Origin of the sequence: Kribbella sp. NPDC049227 (genome assembly GCF_043197265.1) — a bacterium.
GTDB lineage: Bacteria > Actinomycetota > Actinomycetes > Propionibacteriales > Kribbellaceae > Kribbella.
Genome location: NZ_JBICST010000008.1, coordinates 525,994 through 547,798 on the forward strand (window position 1 = coordinate 525,994; position 21,805 = coordinate 547,798).

The 21,805-nt window shown below is 69.7% G+C and carries 24 protein-coding genes; 15 read left to right on the forward strand and 9 right to left on the reverse strand.

Annotated elements, in window-relative coordinates; genetic code table 11:
- A complete protein-coding gene (locus tag ACGFH6_RS35665) occupies positions 1-789 on the forward strand; it encodes a phosphotransferase (protein ID WP_393393120.1) in 789 nt (262 codons plus the stop codon).
- On the opposite strand, the gene ACGFH6_RS35670 is transcribed toward ACGFH6_RS35665, so the two are convergent.
- Positions 778-2,049: a sensor histidine kinase gene (locus ACGFH6_RS35670; RefSeq protein ID WP_393393123.1), complete on the reverse strand. Its 1,272-nt coding sequence runs from the start codon at positions 2,047-2,049 to the stop codon at positions 778-780. The genes ACGFH6_RS35665 and ACGFH6_RS35670 overlap by 12 nt on opposite strands.
- Positions 2,046-2,738 (reverse strand): response regulator transcription factor, encoded by a 693-nt coding sequence (locus tag ACGFH6_RS35675; RefSeq protein ID WP_393393126.1) that lies wholly within the window; start codon positions 2,736-2,738, stop codon positions 2,046-2,048. The genes ACGFH6_RS35670 and ACGFH6_RS35675 overlap by 4 nt, the downstream gene beginning before the upstream one ends.
- Before the next feature lie 121 nt (positions 2,739-2,859).
- Between ACGFH6_RS35675 and ACGFH6_RS35680 the strand changes: the two genes are divergently transcribed.
- From ACGFH6_RS35680 to ACGFH6_RS35705, 6 genes are all read left to right on the forward strand, one after another.
- Positions 2,860-3,027: a hypothetical protein gene (locus ACGFH6_RS35680; protein ID WP_393393128.1), complete on the forward strand. Its 168-nt coding sequence runs from the start codon at positions 2,860-2,862 to the stop codon at positions 3,025-3,027.
- Positions 3,024-4,010, forward strand: a complete 987-nt coding sequence (locus tag ACGFH6_RS35685; protein ID WP_393393131.1) for an AAA family ATPase — start codon at positions 3,024-3,026, stop codon at positions 4,008-4,010. The genes ACGFH6_RS35680 and ACGFH6_RS35685 overlap by 4 nt, the downstream gene beginning before the upstream one ends.
- Positions 4,007-4,948, forward strand: a complete 942-nt coding sequence (locus ACGFH6_RS35690) for a DUF58 domain-containing protein (protein WP_393393134.1) — start codon at positions 4,007-4,009, stop codon at positions 4,946-4,948. Before ACGFH6_RS35685 ends, ACGFH6_RS35690 begins: the two co-directional genes overlap by 4 nt.
- Complete coding sequence (locus ACGFH6_RS35695; protein WP_393393137.1) at positions 4,945-5,883, forward strand: VWA domain-containing protein; 939 nt, start codon at positions 4,945-4,947, stop codon at positions 5,881-5,883. Before ACGFH6_RS35690 ends, ACGFH6_RS35695 begins: the two co-directional genes overlap by 4 nt.
- Before the next feature lie 231 nt (positions 5,884-6,114).
- Positions 6,115-6,819 (forward strand): S1C family serine protease, encoded by a 705-nt coding sequence (locus tag ACGFH6_RS35700; protein WP_393393139.1) that lies wholly within the window; start codon positions 6,115-6,117, stop codon positions 6,817-6,819.
- A gap of 36 nt (positions 6,820-6,855) precedes the next feature.
- A complete protein-coding gene (locus ACGFH6_RS35705; RefSeq protein ID WP_393393143.1) occupies positions 6,856-7,350 on the forward strand; it encodes a YkvA family protein in 495 nt (164 codons plus the stop codon).
- Between the two features lies 1 nt (position 7,351).
- Here ACGFH6_RS35705 and ACGFH6_RS35710 read toward each other — a convergent pair whose 3' ends face one another.
- Together ACGFH6_RS35710 and ACGFH6_RS35715 are read right to left on the reverse strand one after the other, a co-directional pair.
- The gene (locus ACGFH6_RS35710) at positions 7,352-7,615 is read right to left on the reverse strand and encodes a hypothetical protein (protein WP_393393146.1); all 264 of its coding nucleotides are present in this window, start codon (positions 7,613-7,615) and stop codon (positions 7,352-7,354) included.
- Complete coding sequence (locus ACGFH6_RS35715) at positions 7,612-8,349, reverse strand: sulfite exporter TauE/SafE family protein (protein ID WP_393393601.1); 738 nt, start codon at positions 8,347-8,349, stop codon at positions 7,612-7,614. The genes ACGFH6_RS35710 and ACGFH6_RS35715 overlap by 4 nt, the downstream gene beginning before the upstream one ends.
- Before the next feature lie 88 nt (positions 8,350-8,437).
- Here ACGFH6_RS35715 and ACGFH6_RS35720 point away from each other — a divergent pair, with 88 nt between their 5' ends.
- The 4 genes from ACGFH6_RS35720 to ACGFH6_RS35735 all read left to right on the forward strand — a co-directional run bounded on the left by ACGFH6_RS35720 (position 8,438) and on the right by ACGFH6_RS35735 (position 13,645).
- A complete protein-coding gene (locus tag ACGFH6_RS35720) occupies positions 8,438-9,319 on the forward strand; it encodes a LysR family transcriptional regulator (protein ID WP_393393149.1) in 882 nt (293 codons plus the stop codon).
- Entirely contained in the window at positions 9,316-9,804 is a 489-nt protein-coding gene (locus ACGFH6_RS35725; protein ID WP_393393152.1) for a hypothetical protein, read from the forward strand. Before ACGFH6_RS35720 ends, ACGFH6_RS35725 begins: the two co-directional genes overlap by 4 nt.
- Positions 9,805-9,829: 25 nt before the next feature.
- On the forward strand, positions 9,830-12,271 hold the full coding sequence (pepN, locus tag ACGFH6_RS35730; protein WP_393393155.1) for an aminopeptidase N: 2,442 nt from the start codon (positions 9,830-9,832) through the stop codon (positions 12,269-12,271).
- 72 nt (positions 12,272-12,343) lie between these two features.
- The gene (locus ACGFH6_RS35735; RefSeq protein ID WP_393393158.1) at positions 12,344-13,645 is read left to right on the forward strand and encodes a S28 family serine protease; all 1,302 of its coding nucleotides are present in this window, start codon (positions 12,344-12,346) and stop codon (positions 13,643-13,645) included.
- Here ACGFH6_RS35735 and ACGFH6_RS35740 read toward each other — a convergent pair.
- Entirely contained in the window at positions 13,632-14,171 is a 540-nt protein-coding gene (locus ACGFH6_RS35740) for an RNA polymerase sigma factor (protein WP_393393161.1), read from the reverse strand. The two genes, ACGFH6_RS35735 and ACGFH6_RS35740, sit on opposite strands and share 14 nt — an antisense overlap.
- A gap of 55 nt (positions 14,172-14,226) precedes the next feature.
- On the opposite strand from ACGFH6_RS35740, the gene ACGFH6_RS35745 reads away from it, so the two are divergent.
- Both ACGFH6_RS35745 and ACGFH6_RS35750 read left to right on the forward strand, forming a co-directional pair.
- On the forward strand, positions 14,227-15,252 hold the full coding sequence (locus tag ACGFH6_RS35745) for a serine/threonine-protein kinase (protein ID WP_393393164.1): 1,026 nt from the start codon (positions 14,227-14,229) through the stop codon (positions 15,250-15,252).
- A gap of 44 nt (positions 15,253-15,296) precedes the next feature.
- Complete coding sequence (locus tag ACGFH6_RS35750; RefSeq protein WP_393393167.1) at positions 15,297-15,914, forward strand: hypothetical protein; 618 nt, start codon at positions 15,297-15,299, stop codon at positions 15,912-15,914.
- Here the strand turns inward: ACGFH6_RS35750 and ACGFH6_RS35755 are convergent.
- Genes ACGFH6_RS35755 through deoC form a run of 4 tightly spaced genes read right to left on the reverse strand, consistent with a single transcriptional unit; the run spans position 15,911 to position 20,226 of the window.
- Positions 15,911-16,924: a S66 peptidase family protein gene (locus tag ACGFH6_RS35755; protein ID WP_393393170.1), complete on the reverse strand. Its 1,014-nt coding sequence runs from the start codon at positions 16,922-16,924 to the stop codon at positions 15,911-15,913. The genes ACGFH6_RS35750 and ACGFH6_RS35755 overlap by 4 nt on opposite strands.
- A 40-nt stretch (positions 16,925-16,964) precedes the next feature.
- Entirely contained in the window at positions 16,965-17,810 is an 846-nt protein-coding gene (locus ACGFH6_RS35760) for an aldehyde dehydrogenase family protein (RefSeq protein WP_360438655.1), read from the reverse strand.
- A gap of 19 nt (positions 17,811-17,829) precedes the next feature.
- Positions 17,830-19,266: an aldehyde dehydrogenase family protein gene (locus ACGFH6_RS35765; protein WP_393393173.1), complete on the reverse strand. Its 1,437-nt coding sequence runs from the start codon at positions 19,264-19,266 to the stop codon at positions 17,830-17,832.
- Between the two features lie 3 nt (positions 19,267-19,269).
- Positions 19,270-20,226 (reverse strand): deoxyribose-phosphate aldolase, encoded by a 957-nt coding sequence (gene deoC / locus ACGFH6_RS35770; protein ID WP_360438649.1) that lies wholly within the window; start codon positions 20,224-20,226, stop codon positions 19,270-19,272.
- 82 nt (positions 20,227-20,308) lie between these two features.
- On the opposite strand from deoC, the gene ACGFH6_RS35775 reads away from it, so the two are divergent.
- Both ACGFH6_RS35775 and ACGFH6_RS35780 read left to right on the forward strand, forming a co-directional pair.
- A complete protein-coding gene (locus ACGFH6_RS35775) occupies positions 20,309-20,869 on the forward strand; it encodes a PH domain-containing protein (RefSeq protein ID WP_393393177.1) in 561 nt (186 codons plus the stop codon).
- Between the two features lie 14 nt (positions 20,870-20,883).
- The gene (locus ACGFH6_RS35780) at positions 20,884-21,753 is read left to right on the forward strand and encodes an alpha/beta hydrolase (RefSeq protein WP_393393180.1); all 870 of its coding nucleotides are present in this window, start codon (positions 20,884-20,886) and stop codon (positions 21,751-21,753) included.
- Positions 21,754-21,805 lie beyond the last annotated feature (52 nt).

Below are 21,805 nucleotides of genomic sequence, written 5' to 3' on the forward strand. Positions count from 1 at the left end.
ATGGTCGAGGTCGAGACCCCGCTGCTCGGTGGTACCGCCAACCGCGGACTGGTGGTGCGTGTCCGCGACACCGTACGCCGTCCGCTGCGCGGAAACAGCGAGGCGATCCATGCGCTGCTCCAGCACCTGGACGACGTCGGGTTCGAGGGTGCGCCGACGATCCTGGGGATCGACGGGCAGGGCCGTGAGGTGTTGTCGTACCTACCCGGTGACACGGTGACGCCGCCGTACCCGGCGTGGTCGATGACGGATGCCGCACTGGACAGCGTCGCCGCGTTGCTGCGCGAGTATCACCAGGCGGTCGCCGGCTTCCGGCCTGACGACTTCAGTTGGTCCGAGCCGGTGCCCCCGGCGTACGTCGAGGACATCGTCAGCCACAACGACCCGAACCTGGACAACATCGTGTTCCGGGACGGGGTCGCGGTCGCGCTGATCGACTTCGACCTCGCCGGTCCTGGCTCGGCGCTATGGGATGTGGCGGCCGCGATCCGGTTGTGGGGGCCGCTGCGCCCGGCCACCGACATCCACGACGCCCGCCGCGGCCGCACGTTCGCCCGTCTCCGCCGCTTCGCCGACAGCTACGGCCTGTCCGAAGCCGACCGGCTGCGACTGGTCGAGGCGGCCGCGGACAATCACGTCTGGTGCATGGACTACGTCCGCCGAGGCGCCGAAACCGGTCACCCGTGGTTCCACCAACGCTGGACCACCGGCGAAGCCGCGCTCACCCAGCGCACCAACCACTGGTTCACCGCCCACGCAGACGCCCTACACCAGGCTCTACTGGCCTGAGCTCGGGCGGGGACCGAGAGGGTCTTCGTCGGGTGGGGTGGGGGTGCGGCGGGTGTTGTTGGTGAGGGAGCGTTCGGGGAGCCAGATGATGAACGTGCTGCCGATGCCGAGTTCGGAGTGCAGGGCAACAGTGCCGCCGTGGGATTCGGCGATCTGGCGGACGATGGCCAGGCCCAGGCCGGCTCGGCGTTGCCCGGTCGAGGGGATGGTCGCCGGCGGCTGCCGCTGACCGCCGCGGAAGAAGCGGTCGAACACGCGATCGGCGTCGTCGGCCGCGATCCCTGGACCCTCGTCGCGCACCGCGATCCAGGCCCAACCGTTGCGGCTGCCCACCGCGAGCACGAGTTCGCTTCCACCGCGCGCCAGCCGGACCGCGTTCGAGAGCAGGTTGTCGACCGCCCGCCGCAACGCCGACGCGTCCCCGGCCGCGGTCGGTCCGGGGGACAACCGGCGTACGACGTGCAGCTCGCGATCGGCCGCGAGCAGTTCGTACTCCTCAGCCGCCTCGCCGGCGATCGCGGCGAGATCGACGTCCGCGTCGACGAACGCCGGCGAGGACCGGCGGGCCGAGGCGAGCAGATCCTCGACCAGCCGCGTCATCCGCTGGATCGCCCGGCTCACGATCGCGGTCGCCTGGGCCCGGTCCTCCGGCGGCGTGTCGTCGTGCGCGAGAACCGCGTCCACGTTCGCCTGGATCACCGCGAGCGGATTGCGCAGCTCGTGCGACGCGTCGTCGACCAGTTGCCGTTGCGCCACGAACGCCGACTCCAGCCGGCCGAGCATGTCGTCGACGGTGTCGGACAGGTTCCGCAGCTCGTCGTGCGGTCCGCCCAGCGCGATCCGGCGGGACAGGTCGGTCGCCGAGATCTCCTGCGCGGTCGCGGTGATCCGCCGTACCGGCCGCAGCGCCCGGCCGGACAGCCACCAGCCGGTGCCGAGGCTGACCAGGAACAGGACGCCCATGCCGGCGGCCGAGTAGTTCCGCAACGTCTGCAGGGTCTGGTAGTTCACCGCCGACTCGACGCTGGAGATCTCGGCGGCCTGGATCACCTGGCCCTGCTTGAGCTTGAGGTTGCCCTCGGCATCTTTGTAGACCTTGTTCACCTGGATCTGGTCCAGCGGCTTCGGGTCCAGGAGCTGCGACAGGGTCAGGTAGACGCCGCCGAGCAGCAGTGCGGAGAGCGCGATCAGTACAGCGGAGTACGTCAGCGTCAGCCGGAAGCGGATCGTCTGGGCCCAGGGTGGGCGGGGGATCTTCATTCGTCACCTCGAAGCCGGTAGCCCCGGCCGATCACCGTTTCCAGCACGGGCTCCTCGCCGTCCTGGGTGAGTTTGCGGCGCAGTGTTCCGACCGTCACCCGGACGCTCTGGGTGAACGGGTCCGCGTTCTCGTCCCAGACGTGCTCGAGCAGTTCCTCGGCCGACACCACGTGCCCGGGCCGCGACATCAGATACCGCAGTACGCCGAACTCCTTCAACGTCAGGGGGAGTTCGCGACCGGACCGGGTGGCGAGGTGGCGGGAGGAGTCCAGCACCAGGTCGCCGACGTGCAGCTGCGTGCTGCCGTTGGTGACGTCGCGGCGCAGCAGCGCACGGATCCGGGCGAGCAACTCGACCAGCGCGAACGGCTTGGTCAGGTAGTCGTCCGCGCCTTCGTCCAGCCCGCGGACCCGGTCCGCCAGCGAGGCGCGCGCGGTCAGCATCAGCACTCGCAGTTCCCGTCCGGACGCCACCTCGATGTCACCCCGGCGGACGGCGCGGCACAGGTCGAGGCCGCTGGTGTCCGGCAGTGTGATGTCCAGGATCGCCAGGTCGTACGCCGTGGTCGCGAGCTTCTCGGTCGCCTCGGCACCGGTCAGCGCCGTGTCGACGGCATAGCCGGCCCGGCCGAGTCCGGAGCGCAGCGCGCTGACCAGGCCTTCCTCGTCCTCCACCACCAGTAGTCGCACGCAACCAAGGTAGCCGCAGGATCCGCAACTTCCGGCGTGCTCTTTCGGCGGACTTTCGCTCCGCTTTCCTGCCGTTTTCGCACTCCTTTGATGGTCTGGAGGCCAGTCGAAAGGAGATCTGATGAAACGGCTCATTCTCGGTGTGGTGGTAGCGGTCGCAGCACTCGGTGCCGGTGGGGTGGCGGCGTACGCGGCGACGAACGACCCGGCGCCGGACCAGGGGTACGTCACCGTCGAGGACGACTGCCCGGCGAAGAGTGGCGGCGAGAACCCGGCTGGGAACGCATGACCGCGGCCAATCTCGAGCACGCGCTGTTCGAAGTGAAGAAGGTAGTCGTCGGGCAGGACCACCTGGTCGAACGGATGCTGGTCGGGCTGCTGGCCCGCGGGCACTGCCTGCTGGAAGGTGTCCCGGGCGTCGCGAAGACGCTCGCCGTACGGACGCTGGCCGAGGTGATCGGCGGCCGGTTCGCCCGGCTGCAGTTCACCCCGGACCTGGTGCCCGGCGACATCATGGGCACGCGGATCTGGCGGCCGTCGACCGAGGGCTTCGACACCGAGCTCGGCCCGGTGTTCGCCAACCTGGTGCTCGCCGACGAGATCAACCGCGCGCCGGCCAAGGTGCAGTCCGCCCTGCTGGAGGCGATGGCCGAGCAGCAGGTCAGCATCGGTGGCACCAGCTACCGGCTGCCCGAACCGTTCCTCGTCCTCGCGACCCAGAACCCGATCGAGTCCGACGGTGTCTACGCACTGCCCGAGGCGCAGCGGGACCGGTTCCTGCTGAAGATCACGGTCGACTACCCGAGCCCGCTCGAGGAGCTCACCATCCTGCAGCGGATGAGTGCGCACCGGCCGCACGCCAACGCGGTACTCAGCCCGGAGCAGGTCGCCCAGTTGCAGGAGGCAACGGAAGACGTCTTCGTCCACAATGCCGTGGCGGAGTACGTCGTACGCCTGGTGCATGCGACTCGGGAACCACAGCAGTACGGGATCCACGACCTGAGCGGCGTACTGGAGTTCGGGGCCAGCCCTCGGGCCACGCTCGGTCTGGTCGCGGCCGGTCGGGCGCTGGCGTTGCTGCGCGGGCGGGACTACGTCCTGCCGGCCGACGTGTACGACGTCGCGCTCGACGTGATGGCTCATCGGCTGGTGCTCTCCTTCGACGCGCTCGCCGACGGGGTCGACCCGCGGGCGGTCGTGTCGCGCATCCTGCACACCATCGAGCAGCCGCACGTGGTGCCGGCCGACGACGCGCAGGGGTCGGCGGCATGAGCAGCGGTCCTGATCTGCTGGCCGGGCGTGAGCGCGCGCTGCGGGCGCTCGAGCTGACGGTGAAGCGGAAGCTGGAAGGGTTCCTGCACGGCGAGATCACCGGCCTGCGCAGCGGTCCCGGCAGCGAACCGAACGAGGCCAGGCCGTACCAAGCCGGTCAGGACGACGTACGCCGGATGGACTGGAACGTCACCGCGCGTTCGCTGGAGCCGCACGTCCGCGCGCCGCTGGCCGAGCGTGAGCTGGAGACCTGGGCACTGCTGGACGCCTCGGCCAGCATGGACTTCGGTACGGCGCTCAACGAGAAGCGGGACCTCGCCATCGCGATCGTCGGGGCGGTCGGGCTGCTGGCCGACCGTCCCGGCAACCGGCTCGGCGTCCGTGTTGCGATCGGCAACGAAGTACGCCGGCTTCCCGCGGCGGCCGGTTCGGTCCAGCTCCGTCGATCGTTGCGGTCGCTGCTTTCGTTGCCCAGAGCAACTCCCGGGGAGTTCCCGCGGACCGACCTCGGCCGCGCGATCACCCGGCTGAACCGCGAGCATCCTCGACCCGGGCTGCGCGTGGTCGTGTCCGACTTCCACGACGACGGCTGGGCCGATCCGCTGCGCCGGCTGTCGGCGCGGCACGAGGTGATCGCCGTCGAGGTACTGGACCCGCGGGAGCTCGAACTGCCCGAGGTCGGTCTGCTCACCCTGGTCGATCCCGAGACCGGCCGGCGGCGGGAAGTCCAGACCGGCAGCCGCAAACTCCGCCGGCGGTACGCCGATGCGATGACCGCCCACCGTACCCAGACCACCCAGGCGATCCGGGCCGCCGGTGCCGCACACCTCGTGCTGCGGACCGACACCGACTGGGTCCGTGACGTCGCCGCCTTCGCCACCGCCCGCCGCCGGTCGAGCATCCGGCGGCACCCGACCGGGAGGACCGGTATCCGATGAGATTCGAGCAACCGCTGTGGCTCTGGCTGCTGGTGCTGGTGGCGGCCCTGATCGCCGCCTACCTGATCGCCCAGCGCCGCCGCAGCAAGTACGCCGTCCGGTTCGCGACGCTGCCGATGCTGGAGAAGGTCGCGCCCGTGCGTCCTGGTTGGCGCCGGCATGCACCGGCTGCGGCCTTCCTGGCCGCGTTGACTGTGCTGACGATCGCGATCGCGCGTCCGGTGGCCGACGTACGGGTGCCGCGGGAGCGGGCCACTGTGCTGGTCGCGATGGACGTGTCCAACTCGATGGCGGCCACCGATGTCGCGCCCAACCGGTTCGAGGTGGCGAAGCAGGCGGCGGTGCAGTTCGTCCAGGACCTGCCGGAGAAGTTCAACGTCGGGCTGGTGTCGTTCGCACGGACCGCGACCGTGGTGGCGACGCCGAGCACGAACCACCAGGCGACGGTTGATGCGATCAATGGTCTGGAGTTGAGCGACAGTACGGCGATCGGCGAGGCCGTGCTGACCAGCCTGCAGGCGGTTCGGACCATCGACCCCGATGATCCGCCGCCGAGCCGGATCGTGTTGCTGTCCGATGGTGGGAACACTGCTGGGCGGCCGATCGATGAGGCGGCCGATGCCGCGGCACAGGCCGGCGTACCGGTGTCGACGATCGCGTACGGGACGCCTGAAGGCACTGTGAACCTCGAAGGGCGCGACATCCCGGTTCCTGCCGACACGGAGTCGTTGCAGGGGCTCGCTGATGCGACCAATGGCTCGTTCTACGCCGCTGAGAGCGATGAGCAGTTGCGCGACGTGTACTCCGACCTCCAGTCGTCGATCGGCTGGACCACCGAACCACGCGAGATCACCAACCTGGTGGCGGGAATCGCCTTGGCCGCGGCACTCCTGGCCGCCCTGGCGTCCCTCCTCTGGTTCTCGCGCCTCCCCTGAGGAGCCACCATGCCCCCACACCTGGGCCATCCCTTCCGAGGCCCCCACTACTACCCCGGCCCACCACCCTCTGTGACACCCCCACCCACTGCACCACCCACCTTCCCCGTCACCCCGGCTGCCGCTGCGTCGGCTCCCCCCTCTCCGGCGGCACCTCCGGCCGGGGTGACGGCCCCTCCTCCTACCGCGAGGTCCGGGCGCCGCGCCGGGATCGTGGTTGCCACCGTCGCGATGTCGATCGTGGCGGGCGGGCTCGCCGGCGCGGTGACCGGCTCGCGGGACCCCGACCCGGCGGCGATCGACCTGCCGCAGGCGGCGGCACCGCCCGCGGCTGCGCAGGGGTCGATCTCGGCCGCGGCGGCGAGCGTGTTGCCTGGGGTGGTGTCGGTCCGGGCCGGACGCGCGACCGGGTCCGGGTTCGCGATCGACCAGGAGGGGCACGTGGTCACCAATGCGCATGTGGTGGAAGGAGCGAGCGATGTATCCCTGGTCCTGTCGAACGGCCGCCGGGTCGACGCCGACGTCATCGGTTCCGACGCGGACAACGACCTCGCCGTACTCCAGGTCTCGGCCGCCGATGCCGAGGGACTGCGCGCGCTCACGCTCGGCCGGTCCGCACAACTGCGGGTCGGCGACCCGGTGCTGGCCGTCGGCTCACCGCTCGGCCTGGAAGGAACGGTGACCGCGGGCATCGTCAGCGCGGTCGACCGGCAGGCACGCTTCGGCGACAACGGCAACCGCCAGTCGGCGATCCAGACCGACGCCGCCATCAACCCCGGCAACTCCGGCGGCCCGCTGGTGAACGCCGCCGGCCAGGTGGTCGGCGTCAACACCGCCATCGCCACCCTCGGCGCCAGCCGCTCCGGCAACATCGGCATCGGCTTCGCCATCCCCGTCGACCGCATGACCACGATCGTGGAAGACCTGGTGGACTGAGACGCGGCAGTCCCCCTCTTCCTCTAGCCTGGGTGGATGGTGTGGTTTGGTGGGTTGCTCGGGCTGATCGGGCTGGGGACCTTGGTGTTCCGCGACGGCGACGTGGTCGGAGTGCCTGCGGTCGGGGCCGGGATCGGCCTGATGATCATCGGCGCGGTGGTGGCCGGGTTGGGAGTGGTACGGCGCCGTGCGGTACGACGGCGCCGGGCGGCGCGGGGAGAACCGGAGCCGGTGGGGAACGTGTTCGAGCGGGCGGCCGCGTTGCCACGGCTGTTGCGGGCGGCGCGGCAGGGGGCGTATCCGGACCTGCCCAAGAGCCGGATGGCCTTGTGGGCGTTGGCGTTGGTGTACCTGATCTCGCCGATCGACATCCTTCCCGAGTTGTTGCCGATCATTGGTGTGGCCGACGATGCCGGAGTCGCGGTGTGGCTGCTCACGAGCGTGTCGACGGCGACAGGTCTCTACCTCGGTCGCGAGCGAGACCAGCAAAGGCGAGGAGACCAGCTCGGGCGCGAACCTGGGACGAGGTAGCTCAGCCCGAGGAACGCAGCCAGTCCGCGACATCCGCGGCGGCTTCCTCCGGGTGCTCGTACGCGAACAGCTGGAGAGAGTCGGCTGGAGGGTACGGCGCCGGCTCGGCCAACCGGGACGCGGCCGCCAACAGCCGTTGGGCTGCCTCGACCACGAGTTCAGCCTGAGCACGAGCGTCGGCCGGGTTCGTGAGAGTGACCACCGAGCGGGCCAGGTCGGCCACCTCGCACGCCTGACAGGCCATTGCGAGCTGTGCCCGGTTCATCGGGCCGCCCGCACGAAGAACACCGCGGTCATCGCCACCGCGGTCGTGAGAACGAGGGCCTTGAGCAACGATGCGGGCAGTCGCCGGACCAGCTGCGCACCGGCGTACCCACCGATGACGGCCCCGATCAGCAGCGCCACCAGGCGAATCGGCTGATCCAGAACGTCGGCAGCGAAGAGGAAGACGACGGTCGCCGTGAGGTAGACAGCCGCCACCTGGATGACGCGCAGGGGGTTTCCGCGAGCCGGGTCGAGTGTCGTGGTGGCGGTCCAGAACGCCAGCATCATCAGCCCGACCGCGCCACCGAAATACCCGCCGTAGATCGACAGCAGGAACTGGCCCGCCAGGATCGCGGCCGGTCCCGGGGCGCCGAGGCGGAGCGCTCGGGTCAGCCGCCGTCCGAACGCGAGCACGATCGTCGCGAACGCGAGCAGCCAAGGCACCGCCGCGTCGAACGACTCCGACGGCAGCACCAGCAGCAACCCGGCGCCGATCGCCCCGCCGACCACGCTCGCCAGCGTCAGCCCGAGCGTGGACGGCCGCGCGAACGCCTCCAGCTCCCGCCGGTAGACCCAGGCGCTGGTCGCGTTCCCGGGCAGCAACGCGACGGTCGTGGTCGCGTTCGCGGTGACCGGGGGCATGCCGGTCGCGACCAGTGCGGAGAGTGCGACGAAGCTACCGCCGCCGCCGACGGCGTTGAGCGCGCCGGCGGCGACACCGGCCAGGAGGATCATCAGCACCCTTCGAGGATCACGGCTCGGCGGGCAGTCCACAATGCGCGATCCCCGTAGCCAGCCTCAGGCTGAGACGTAGGCTGGGGTCATGCGGTACGACTTGGACGACCTCCGGCTGTTCACCCACGTTGCGGCGGAAGGCTCGATCACCGGCGGAGCCCGGCTCATGCACCTGAGTCTGCCTTCGGCCAGCGCGCGGGTCAGAGCCCTCGAAGCGCAAGCCGGCGTACCGCTGCTCATCCGCGAGCGCCGCGGCGTCCGGCTCACCCCGGCGGGCGCGACCCTCGCCCGGCACGCCCGCGAGGTCCTGGCCGAGACCACTCGCCTGGACAGCGCCGTCGCGTCGTACGCCGTCTCCGGATCGGCGCCGATCCGCCTGGTCGCCGGTGGTTCCGCGATGCACCAACTCGTCCCCGCAGCGCTCGCCACCTTCCTGCGCGACCATCCGGAGTACGACGTGAACGTCAGCGAACGCCGGACGACCCGCAGCGTTCGCCTGCTCGCCGCCGGTGAGGCCGATCTCGGCGTGATCCTCGACGACGAGCCCACCCCACTTCGGACCGAGCCGCTGGCCGACGACTCCCTGGTGGTGATCGGCCAGGCCGGTGGAATCCTCTCCGGCCGCGCCTCGATCGCGTACGCCGAAGTCGCCGAGCACCCGCTGGTCGGTCTGGACCGCCGTTCGCCGTTGACGCAATGGATGGACGACCGCCTCGGTCCGCACGCCCCGGCGCCCCGCTTCCGCACTCTCGTCCCGACCCTGCACACCCTGATCACGCTCGCCACCGCGGGCGCCGGTCTCGCGATCGTTCCCCGCAGGGCCGTCGACACGAACACAGCCGTCGAGATCTGCCCGCTGCAGGACTCTTGGTCCACCCGCCAGCACCTGCTCTGCTACGCCGCGAACGCACCCGCATCCGCCCACCTCCTGGCCACCCACCTGCACGCGGCCGCTAGCGTGCGGGTATGAGTGCGGACGAGGTTGGCATCCCCCTGCAGGCGTTCAGCGCGCTGCTGCACAGCGACAACATCGCCACAGTGTGCAGGGCCCTGAACATGTACCAGGTGGCCGCCTCCTACACGCGGTTGAGTGGTGGGAATCCGCTCGAGCCGCTCGCCCAAGACGTCCGTCAGGTCGCGCGCAACGTGCTGTCCGCACCGCCGATGGAGGCCGATGAGGAACTGCGTGCCGCCTTCGACCACCTGAGTGCGCTCAACGTCCTGACCAGCCTGGCCGAGGCCGAAGACGCGGACCTGATCGCGACGATCGTCGAAGACACCACGGACGCCGACGTACGCTCGACCGCGCTTCTCGCCGCAGCCGCCGTACCAGCCGACGGGACGCCCAACCCGCGACTGCTCCAAGTCCTGGAGACGATGGCGGACAACCAGGCGCTCGACGAGCGCGACCGGGCCCGGGCCAAGCTCGTGCGGGAGAAACTGACGGGTCCGTAGAACGGCTCTCGGATAGCGTGCACATATGCGCGCTCTGACAGTGGAAGAGGCCCGGCAACGGGCGACAGACCTTGCCGTGCGGTCGTACCGGGTCGAGTTCGACCTGACCGGATCGGGCGACACCTTCGTGACGACCAGCCGGATCTTGTTCTCGGCCGGGACCGGCACGAGCTGGGTCGACGTGAAACCCGAGCGATTGCTCGCGGTGGAGCTGAACGGCACGGCGCTGGACGTCGGTCTGCTGGCCGAGGGGCGCTTTCCACTGACCGATCTGCAGGACGAGAACGAGCTCGTGGTGACGGCCGAGCTGAAGTACTCCGCGGACGGCGAGGGCCTGCAGCGCAGCGTCGACGCCGCCGACGGCAAGGTTTACACCTACGGCATGTCGTCGCTCGAGTCGGCGCCGCGGTACTTCCCGTGTTTCGACCAGCCGGATCTCAAGGCGCCGTACACGATCACTGTGAGGTGTCCCGAGGACTGGGTTGTCCTGGGCAACGGTGCGGCGACGCAGGTCGGCCCGGGGGAGTGGCGGCTGGCCGAGACGAAGCCGCTGTCGACGTACTTCGTCACGATCCTCGCCGGGCCGTACCACCTGATCCGCAGTGAGCACGACGGGATCCCGCTCGGGCTGGCCTGCCGGCAGACGCTGAAGGAGCACCTGGACCGGGAGGCCGGGGACCTGTTCCGGACCACCGGCGAGGCGTTCGACGAGTACCACCGGATGTTCCGGCAGCGGTACCCGTTCGGTGAGTACTGGCAGGCGTTCGTGCCGGACTTCAACCTCGGCGCGATGGAGAACCCGGGCTGCGTGACGTTCGCCGACCACCTGGTCTTCCGCGGCCCGGTGACCGAGGCGGAACGCAGTACCCGGGCCCGGATCGTCGACCACGAGATGGCGCACATGTGGTTCGGCGACCTGGTCACCATGCAGTGGTGGAACGACATGTGGCTGAACGAGTCGTTCGCGGAGTACATGGCGCACCGGGTCGCGGAGGACGCCACCAGCCACGGCGGCAACTGGACCGACTTCGCCTTCGTCCGCAAGTGGTGGGGCCTGCGCACGGACCAGAGCAGCTCGACCCACCCGGTCGCGCCGGACAGCCTGAAGAACGCCCGGGAGTCGCTCGACGACTTCGACGGGATCTCGTACGCCAAGGGCGCCGCGGTGCTCAAGCAACTGGCGAAGTACCTCGGCGACGACGTGTTCCTGAAGGGTGTGAACGCGCACCTGGAGGCGCACGAGTACGGCAACGCCGACCTGGCCGAGTTCATCGCGAAGCTGACCGAGGCCGGGGCGCAGGACCTGGCCAACTGGTCGGACCAGTGGCTGCGGACCTCCGGCCTGGACACGATCTCGATCGAGCGCACTGCCGACGGCGTCGTCCTGCACCGCGGGAGCCCGGACGGTTCGCGCCGGCCGCACAAGCTGAGCGTCGGTGGGTACGACGCCAGTGGCGCGGCCACCATCGTGGACGTGATGCTCGACCAGGACAGCGTGGAAGTTGCGCTGAGCAACGAGTACGCCGTGATCGTGCCGGACGCGAACGACGACACCTGGGCGAAGATCCGGCTCGACGCGACGAGTCTGGCCAACCTGCCCGCGGTCCTGCCGAAGATCGCCGACGGCACCACCCGCGCGGTGATCTGGAACTCGATCCGCGACTCCACCGCCGACGCCGAGCTCGATCCCCGGCAGGCGCTCGACCTGTTCGTCACCGCGATCAAGGACGAGGACAGCGACATCGCCGTCGGCTCGTTGGTGCGCTGGCTGGAGGAGCACGTGCTCGGCGTCTACCTCCCGTACGACGAGTCGCGCGGTCCTGTCGCGGATGCCCTGGGCGCGAGGCTGGCGACCGTCGAGCCGGGGAGCAGCCTGCAGCTCGCGACTGTCCGCGGCGTCGTCGCGACCACCGACGACGCTGAGCTGCTGAAGTCCTGGCTGGACGGTGTCGAGACTCCGGCCGGTCTGGAGCTCGACCAGGATCTCCGCTGGGAGCTGGTACTGCGGCTCGTCCAGCTGGACGCGTTCGGCGCCGCGGAGATCGACGCCGAGCTGGCGCGCGACACGTCGACCGAGGGCGTCAACCACGCCGCCCGCTGCCGGGCCGCCCTACCCGCCGGCAAGGAGGCCGCGTGGACGCGGATCATGACGGACCCGGCGATCGGCGTGAAGGAACTGCTCGCCGTGGCCGACGGCTTCTGGCATCCGGGACAGGCCGCGATCACGGCGCCGTACGTGCAGCGCTACTTCACCGACATCGCGGACACGGATGCCATCCGGTCCGGGATGGTGATCGGGCTGACCGCGCGCCGGATCGCGCCGCGGTTCGCGATCGACGAGAGCCTGGTCGAGCCGGCCGAGCGGCTGATCGCCGACGAGTCCGTGGTCTCCTCGGTCCGGCGGCAGACGGCCAACTTCCTGGACGACCTGCGCCGGGCGCTCGCGGTCCGGCGTACCTTCGGCTGACCTTTCGGCCGTGCGGGATCCCGGCGTACTCTGATTACGCAGAGTGTCGTCCCGAGCCCGAGGAGTCACCGAATGCGTCTGCTGAGGTTTCTCCTCGTGCTCGGGTTTGTCGCCGGTCTCGGCACGCCCGCCGTCGCCGCCGATCCGGTCGCGGTGGTCCGGGCGCGCTTGGAGACGGTCCCCGGGCTGCGGATCGAGAGCGGGCAGTTGATCAACGGCAAACCGTTCTTCGTGCTCTGGTTCCGGCAACCGGTGGACCAGCACCACCCGGACGGGAAGCAGTTCGAGCAGCGGATCACCTTGTGGCACAAGGGATTCGACCGGCCCACGGTCCTGCACACGACCGGGTACGCCGGGATCGACGGGGTGTTCACGGCCGAGCCGACGCGCCTGGTCGACGGCAACCAGGTGAACGTCGAGGAGCGGTTCTTCGGCAGGTCGACGCCTGCGACCAAGGACTGGACGAAGCTCGACATCTGGCAGGCGGCGACCGACCACCACCGGATCGTCCAGGCCTTCAAGGCCTTGTACGGCGGCAAGTGGGCGTCGACCGGCGCCAGCAAAGGCGGGATGACCTCGGTCTACCACCGGCGCTTCTACCCGGCGGATGTGGACGCGACGGTCGCTTACGTGGCGCCGCAGGACACGGTGAACGAGCAGGACTCGTACGTCGACTTCATCCAGCACGCGGGCACCGATGCGCAGTGCAACGAAGCCCTGCGGACCGGTCAACGCAACGCGTTGTACCGCCGCGCGACGCTGCTCCCGATTCTCGTCAGGCAGGGCTTGAAGTACGACCACACCTTCGGCTCGGCGGATCGCGCGTTCGAGGCCGCGGTGCTCGACACACCGTTCAAGTTCTGGCAGTACCGCACCCAGGCGAACTGCCTGCTGATTCCAGGCCGCGCCGCCACCGACCAGCAACTGTTCGATTTCATCGGCCAGATCGCCGACTGGTCGTCCTATTCGGACGCCGGCACAGCGCCGTACCTCGCGTACTACTACCAGGCGACCGCCCAACTCAACTGGCCGGACGTCGCTATGGGTACGACGTGGCTCAAAGGCTTGCTTCACTATCGGGAGGCCGGTGCTGCGCCGGCTGCTGTCCCGGACGGCATCGAACCCAAGCACGACGACGCGGCCATGGCCGACATCGATCGCTGGGTGAAGACCTCAGCGACCCGGATGCTCTTTGTTTACGGGGAGAACGACCCGTGGAGTGCCGAGAAGTTCGAGCCCGGACCGGGCACGCGCGACTCGCACTGGTTCACGGTTCCGGCAGGCAACCACAACGCGGCGATCGCGGGACTGCCCACAGCGCTGCGGGCCGAGGCGACGAGGATCCTGCGGGGCTGGCTGGTCAGCGGACGGTGAGGCGCTCTGCGACGGCCTTGCGGGCCTGGTGGATCCGGGCCTTGACGGTGCCCAGCGGTACGTTGAGCTCGACGGCGATCTCGGCGTACGTGAGGGAGCCGAGGTCGCGCAGGATCAGGGGCTGGACGAGTTGCGGGTGGCTTGACTCGAGGGATTCGAGGGCTTCCAGTAGGTCCAGCCGGGAGCCGGCGATCACCGAGGTGGTGCGCGGATCGGCCGACTCGGGCAGGAGCTCGGCGGACTGCTCGATCGAGCGCCGCTTCAGCGACCGGTAGGTCTGCCGTGCCTGGTTGGTGGCCACGACGGTGACCCAGCCGACGAAGCTGCCGGTGCCCTTGAAGGTCTGGATCTTGTTGGCCACCTGGAGCAAGGTGTCCTGGACCGCCTCCTCGGCGTCCTCGTGGTACGGCAGGAACTTGGCCACCCGCCGCTGCACCTGCGGGCGGATCGCCGCCAGGATGGTCGGAAGCACGCTCTGGTCCCCGGCCGCGGCGCGCGCAGCGAGATGTTCCAGATCCTCGTTCATGCTCCCCCAGGGTGGTGTTGGCCGGACAACCGAGCCGTGCACGACAATAGCCGGGATGGATGTCATCGGCAGGTACCGGCTGCAGGACAAGATCGGTGCGGGCGCGTTCGCGACCGTCTGGCGTGGGTACGACGACGACCTCGATGTGGACGTGGCCGTCAAGGTCCTCGCCGACAACTGGGCATCGCGCGCCGATGTCCGCGAGCGGTTCCTGTCCGAGGCACGGCTGATGCGGCGGATCGCCAGCGACCGGGTGGTCCGGGTCTTCGATCTCGGCCGGCTCCCGGACGGACGCCCGTACTTCGTGATGGACTACGTCGGCGGTGGCTCACTGGGCGACGTCCTGCGGCACGGGCCACTGGACGTTGTCGATGCCGTGTGGTGGGGTGCCGACCTGGCCCGAGCGGTCGCCGCGTTGCACAACGAGGGTGTCGTCCATCGCGACGTCACCCCGGCGAACCTTCTGCTCCGGCCGAACCAGAGTGGCGAATCCGGTGACGGTGGTACGCATCGGATCGTCCTGGCCGACCTCGGTCTGGCCAAGCGTGCTGCAGAGGCATCGGGCCTGACCCAGGCTGTCGGGACGCCGTCGTACATGGCGCCGGAGCAAGGGCGCGGGGACGGTGGGTTCGACGAGCGGGCGGACATCTACGCGGTCGGTGCGGTGACCTATGCGCTGATCACCGGGCACCCGCCGTTCTTCTCGTCCTCGATCGGCGAGGTGGTCAACCGCGATCCGGATCTACCGCCACCGAGTCTCCGAGCGCTGCTGCACGACGCCGTCGGCCAGCTCGACGATGTCCTCGGGCGAGCGCTCGCGTACCGGGTCACCGATCGCTGGGAGCGCGCCGATGCGCTCGCCGAGCGGTTGGAGGCGGAGGCGTACCGGCTAGAGCAGGAGGCGCCGTTCCGGGCGATGGAGCGGACCAGCATCGCCATCGACGACAAGCTGCCGACGACGGTCGCGACCGATCCGCCGGTACGACGACGACGGCGCCGGAACCGGGCGTGGTTCCTGCTCTCGCTGCCGGTGGTGTTCATGCTGGCCGGAGTGGGCGGCTGGTTCCTGTTCGGTCAGTGAGACGAGGGGTCCCTCAAGCGGTCGTGGCTGCTTAGAGTAGTTGAGTGGCTACTCATCGCAGTTTGATCGTTCTCGGTGTCGCCGTACTCCCGTTGCTGCTCGCCACTGGTGCCGAGGCAGCGCCGACCGCCAGCTACGCCTGCCGGGCGGACACCAAGTTCGGCCGGCATCTCGTGTCGTTGCGGCAGGGGGTCGACGCGAAGGCGCCGGCGACCGTCCGGCCGAACACCCGGTTCGCGATCACTGTCGACCTCAAGCCCGGATCGCTGCCGGGTGAGGTCAAGGGCTTCAAACTTCAGGAGGTGCGCGAGCTGTCCCTGCGCGTGCCGATCCCGGCCAACTCGTCGTACGTCAGTTCCCGGCTCACCGGCGGGTCCGGCCTGAACTCGACGCCGACCGTCCAGCTCGACGGCCGGGCCGCGGTCGTGAAGGTCCCGGGCCCGATCTCGGGCGGCGCGAACTACCAGTTGCCGACGCTCGCGGTCCGGCTGCAGGCAGGCAGCGCCGGTACGGTCATCGAGACCAGACTCAAGGGCACCAGCTACGACGACCCGGGCCTGACCCTGCAGGCCAGGATCAAGTGGAAGTTCCTCTCCATCACAGCCCCGGTCGCCTGCTACCCCGACCCCAATCCCGCACTCACCCACACCGAGGTGCGCTAGTAGGTCACGGTGATCCGCTGGTTGACGGGGTCGACCCGCGCCTGGCCGCCGTACGGGAGGATCTGCGCTGGGTCGGTGTGCCCGATGTCGAGGCCCTTGACCACGACCGCGGACGGGTTGTACTCCATCAGCGCGCGATCGACCGCGAGGTACTGCCCGGTGACGTAGGCAACGGACTCCGCCGGCGTGCTGTGGTTCTCGATCGACCAGGACTTCGGGCGGCCCCAGAGGACGGCGTCGAACCGCTCGAGCAGACCGCGCTCGCCGAAGTTGCGGAGGATCCGGTAGACGGTCTCGGAACTCGGCATCTCCTCGCTGGTCTCCAGGAACAGGATGCCGCCGTAGGAGTCGGTGGGCAGCATCCAGCGGTTGACGGACAGTTGCCAGTCGAGGATCTCGACGCAGCCGCCCCACAACCGCCCGCTGACGGGCTGCGAGCCCTGCCAGGTCCAGCCGGTGCCGGGGAAGAGCGGTGGCTCGGTCTCCAGATTGGCGGGAACGTTCCAGTCGTGATCGTGATCCGTCCAGGCCTCGGCCGGGGTCAGCTCGAACTCGCCCGGGGTGAAGAGGGCGGCGCGCAACGAGCGCTCGGTGTCCGGGTGCATCGCGCCGCCGCGGCCGAACTGCACCATCACGCTGCCGCCGTGAAAGGCCGGCAAACCCAGCGAGTACAGGAAGTTGAGCAGGTTCGTGTTGTCGCTGTACCCGAAGAACGGCTTCGGGTCCGCCTGGAACACCGCGGGATCGAGGTGCTTCAGCACAGTGATCTGGTCCTCGCCGCCGATGGTCGCGATCACCGCGCGGATCGACGGGTCCGACCACGCCGCGTGCAGATCCGCCGCCCGCTCCTCGGGAGTGGCGCCGAGGACGCGGGTCGTCGGGTACTCGACCGGGATCAGCTCGAAGTCGTCGCGCAGCCGCCGCAGGCCGAGCTCGTACGGCCCCGGAAAGAGCTCCGGCAACCCACGAGACGGCGAGACGATCGCGACCTTGTCACCAGGCTGAAGCATGCGGCGACTGTACGACGAATCGGGCTCGGACAGGACTGATTTACAGGCCGATCGGGTGCCAGACGGTCTTCAGTTCCAGGTACTGCGTGAGCCGCGACAGCCCGGGGGACTCGGTCCAGTCCTCCTCGGCCGGACGCCGTACCCGCTTGAGGTTCTCGGCCGACGCGGCCTCCAGGTCGCGGGCCTCGTCCGGGTCCTCGATGCCGCACAGGTCGATCGCGTTGACGTCCATGTGCGACGCCAGCCACGGGCCGACCTCGGAGGCGGAACCGGTGAGGATGTTGACCACGCCACCCGGTACGTCGGACGTCGCCATCACCTCGCCCAGCGTCACAGCAGGCAGCGGACGCTCGTACGACGACACCGCGACCACCGTGTTGCCGGAGACGATCGCCGGCGCGATCACACTGGTCAGGCCGAGCAGACTGGACTCCTGCGGCGCCAGCACCGCGACCACACCGGTTGCCTCGGGCAACGAGAAGTCGAAGTACGGGCCGGCCACCGGGTTGCTCGAGCCGACCACCTGGGCGAGCTTGTCGGCCCAGCCGGCGTACCAGACCCAGCGGTCGATCGAGGCGTCCACGACGGCACGGGCCTTGCTGATCGACAAGCCCTCCGACAGTGCGACCTCCGAGCTGAACTGCTCGTGCCGGCCCTCCATCACCTCGGCGATCCGGTAGAGCACCTGCCCGCGGTTGTACGCCGTCCGGCCGGACCAGCCGCCGAACGCCTTGCGGGCCGCGACGACCGCGTCCCGCGCGTCCTTGCGGGAGGCCTGCGACGCGTTCGCCAGGAACTTGCCCTTGGCATTGTTCACCACGTACGACCGGCCGGATTCGCTGCGGGGGAAGGCGCCGCCGATGTAGAGCTTGTACGTCTTGCGCACTTCCAGACGGGTACTGTCCTTAGTGGGCAAGGTAGGCCTCCAGACCGTGGCGGCCGCCCTCGCGGCCGTAGCCCGACTCCTTGTAGCCGCCGAACGGCGAGGTCGGGTCGAAGCGGTTGAACGTGTTGGCCCAGACCACGCCGGCGCGCAGCTGGTTGGCCATCCAGAGGATCCGGGAGCCCTTGTCGGTCCAGATCCCGGCGGACAGCCCGAACGGGGTGTTGTTCGCCTTCTCGACCGCCTCGGCCGGGGTGCGGAACGTCAGCACCGACAGCACCGGGCCGAAGATCTCCTCGCGGGCGATCCGGTGCGCCTGGGACACGCCGGTGAAGACGGTCGGCGGGAACCAGTACCCCTCGGCCGGCAGCTCGCACTCCGGCGACCAGCGCTCGGCGCCCTCGTCCTCGCCGATCTGGGACAGCTCGCGGATCTTGGCCAGCTGGGCCGCGGAGTTGATCGCGCCGATGTCGGTGTTCTTGTCCAGCGGGTCGCCGACGCGCAGCGAGCCCATCCGGCGCTTCAGTCGCGCCAGCACCTCGTCGTACACGCTCTCCTGGACCAGCAGCCGCGAGCCGGCGCAGCAGACGTGGCCCTGGTTGAAGAAGATGCCGTTGACGATGCCCTCGATGGTCTGGTCGATCGGCGCGTCCTCGAAGACGATGTTCGCCGCCTTGCCGCCGAGCTCCAGCGTCACCGCCTTGTCCGAGCCCGCGACCGACTTGGCGATCGCGCGGCCGACCTCGGTCGACCCGGTGAACGCGACCTTGTCGACGTCCGGGTGCTCGACCAGGGCCTGACCGGTCCGGCCGGCACCGGTGACGATGTTCACCACACCCGGCGGCAGGTCGGCCTGCTGGCAGATCTCCGCGAACGCGAGCGCGGTCAGCGGCGTGGTCTCGGCCGGCTTGAGGATGACGGTGTTGCCCGCGGCCAGGGCCGGCGCGATCTTCCATGCCAGCATCAGCATCGGGAAGTTCCACGGGATCACCTGACCGGCGACACCCCACGGCTGCGGGTCCTCGCCGGCACCGGCGTACTCGAGCTTGTCCGCCCAGCCCGCGTAGTAGAAGAAGTGTGCGGCCACCAGCGGGATGTCGACGTCGCGCGACTCGCGGATCGGCTTGCCGTTGTCCAGTGACTCCAGCACCGCGAGCTCACGGGAGCGCTCCTGGATCAGCCGGGCGATCCGGAACAGGTACTTCGCCCGGTCCCGGCCGGACATCGGGCCCCAGACCTTCTCGAACGCCTTCCGGGCCGCCTTGACCGCCTTGTCGACGTCCGCCGGTCCGGCCTCGCTGATCTCGGCGAGGACCTCCTCCGACGACGGGCTGACGGTCTTGAACGGCTTGCCGTCCGTCGCCTCGACGAACTGGCCGTTGACGAACAGCCCGTACGACGACTTGATGTCGACGATGGCCCGGGACTCCGGGGCCGGTGCGTACTCGAATCTGCTCATGCCTCAGTCCAGCGTGAAGTAGTCGGGTCCGGGGTAGTGCCCGGTGGCCAGCTTGGTGCGTTGCATCAGCAGGTCGTTCAGCAGGCTGGACGCCCCGAAGCGGAACAGCTCCGGGTCCAGCCAGTCCGGTCCGGCGGTCTCGTTGACCGTGACCAGGTACTTGATCGCGTCCTTCGCGGTCCGGATGCCGCCGGCCGGCTTGACGCCGATGTGCAGGCCGGTGGACTCGTGGTAGTCGCGGACCGCCTCCAGCATCACCAGCGTCACCGGCAGGGTGGCCGCGGGGGACACCTTCCCGGTGGAGGTCTTGATGAAGTCCGCACCGGCCAGCATCGCCAGCCAGGACGCGCGCCGGACGTTGTCGTAGGTGACCAGCTCACCGGTCTCCAGGATCACCTTCAGGTGCGCGTCGCCGGCCGCCTCACGGATCGCGGCGATCTCGTCGAAGACCAGGCCGTACCGCCCGGACAGGAAGGCGCCGCGGTCGATCACCATGTCGACCTCGTCGGCGCCGGCCGCGACCGCGTCCTTGGTGTCCTGGATCTTGATCGGCAGGCTGGAACGCCCACTGGGGAAGGCGGTTGCGACACTCGCGACGTTGATCCCGGAGCCGCGCAGTTCGTGCTTGGCGGTGGCCACCAGGTCCGGGTAGACGCACACCGCGGCGACCTGCGGGGCGGTCGAGTCGGCCGGGTCCGGCCGCATCGCCTTCGCGCACAGCGCCCGCACCTTGCCGGGGGTGTCCTGGCCCTCCAGCGTGGTCAGGTCGATCATCCGGATGGCCAGGTCCAGCGCGTACGCCTTGGCGGTGGTCTTGATCGACCGCGTGCTCAGGGTGGCGGCCCTGGCCTCGGCGCCGACCTGGTCGACGCCCGGCAGGCCGAGCAGGAACCGGCGCAGCCGGTCCTCGGACGAGGTCACGTCGGCCAAGGAGTCGACGCCGCTGTCGAGTGTGGTCACTTGCGCAGTCTAGTGCGGATCCGGACAGCCGGTGGACGTACTGGTCCTATGCCTGCTACCGGTCGCCGGTTAGTTTGTGCGGGTGAAGTCGAAGTCCTCCGAGAGCGAGCAGTACCTGTCCGCGTCGAACCGGATCACCGGGGTGGTGGTGATGGTGATCGGCGCGGTCGGCCTGCTCGACATCGTGCTGGAGTGGCGGACCGCCACCGGCGTACTGGTCGCCAGCCTGATCGGCATCCTGATGGTGCTGGCGTACGTCGGTCTGATCCGGCCGTCGGTCACCCTCAGCCCCGAGCATCTGCTGCTGCGTAACCACCTGCGCGACCATCTGATCCCGTGGGCGAAGGTGACCGGTGTCGACGTCACCGACATCCTGCGCGTGCACACTGCCGACAACCGGCTGCGTGCTCCCGGCGTCCAACTCGTCATGCGCGATCTCAGGAAGCAGCGGGTCGGCGGGCGCAAGCTGGCATCCGACAGTTCGATCTCCCGCGCCGACTTCGTGGTCGGCCGGATCGAGACCCACATGAGCCAGTACTCCGAACAGGCCGACGGCGAGGTGGTGACCACCTGGGCCCGGCCGGAGCTGACCATCGTCGGTGTGCTCGCGGCCATCGCCATCGTGGCCGCCTTCTTCCGCTGACCGTCGGCGTTCCGATGCCGTTGCTGTCACGCCGCGCCCTGCTCCGCACCGGCGCCGCCGCCACGGTCGCGGGAGTCGCCGCGGTCGCGGGTCTGGAGACCGGTGCGATCCCGGGCCGCGCGAAGGTGCACGACGTCCTCGGGCTGAGCGGCCCGGACGGCGTCGTACCCGATGTGCCGCCCGGCCCGGTGGAGTCCGGGACGTTCGAGTCCGCTGCCCGGCGTACGACGGTCGGCTACAGCGTCGTCCGCCCGTACGGCTCCTCCGCGGAACTGCCCGTCGTACTGGCGCTGCATGGCCGCGGTGGGGATCACACGTCCGCGATCGCCGAGCTCGGGATGGACCGCTACCTGACCGCGGCGATGCGGTCCGGTACGCCGCCGTTCGCGGTGGCGACCGTGGACGGTGGACGGGACAACTACTGGCATCCCCGCGCCACCGGGGACGATCCACTGCGAATGCTGTCCGCGGAATTCCTTCCCCTGCTGGAGAAACGCGGACTGCGCACCGACCGGGTCGGCGTACTCGGCTGGTCGATGGGTGGGTACGGCGCTCTGCTGTGGGGCGGACGATCCGCGGTCGCCATCGGTGCGATGAGCCCCGCCGTGTGGCGCCGGTACGACGACGTGGCGGGCGGCGCCTTCGACGGGGCAAACGACTTCGAGCGGCACCAGGTCTTCGGCCATCCTCTCGAGAATGTTGCCGTGCGCATCGATTGTGGCCGGGACGACCCGTTCGCCGGCGCGGCGGGGGACCTGCGCCGGGAGTTGCACGCGGCCGGCGGGCAGCAGGCCGGTGCGCACACCGGTGGCTACTGGCGCCGGATGCTGCCCGAGCAGCTGCGCTTCCTCGGCGAGAAACTGACGGGAACTCCGCCGCGGTAGCCGGCGTCAGGAGAGCCGCCGGCGCAGTAGCCTGACTCAAATGCGCCATAGC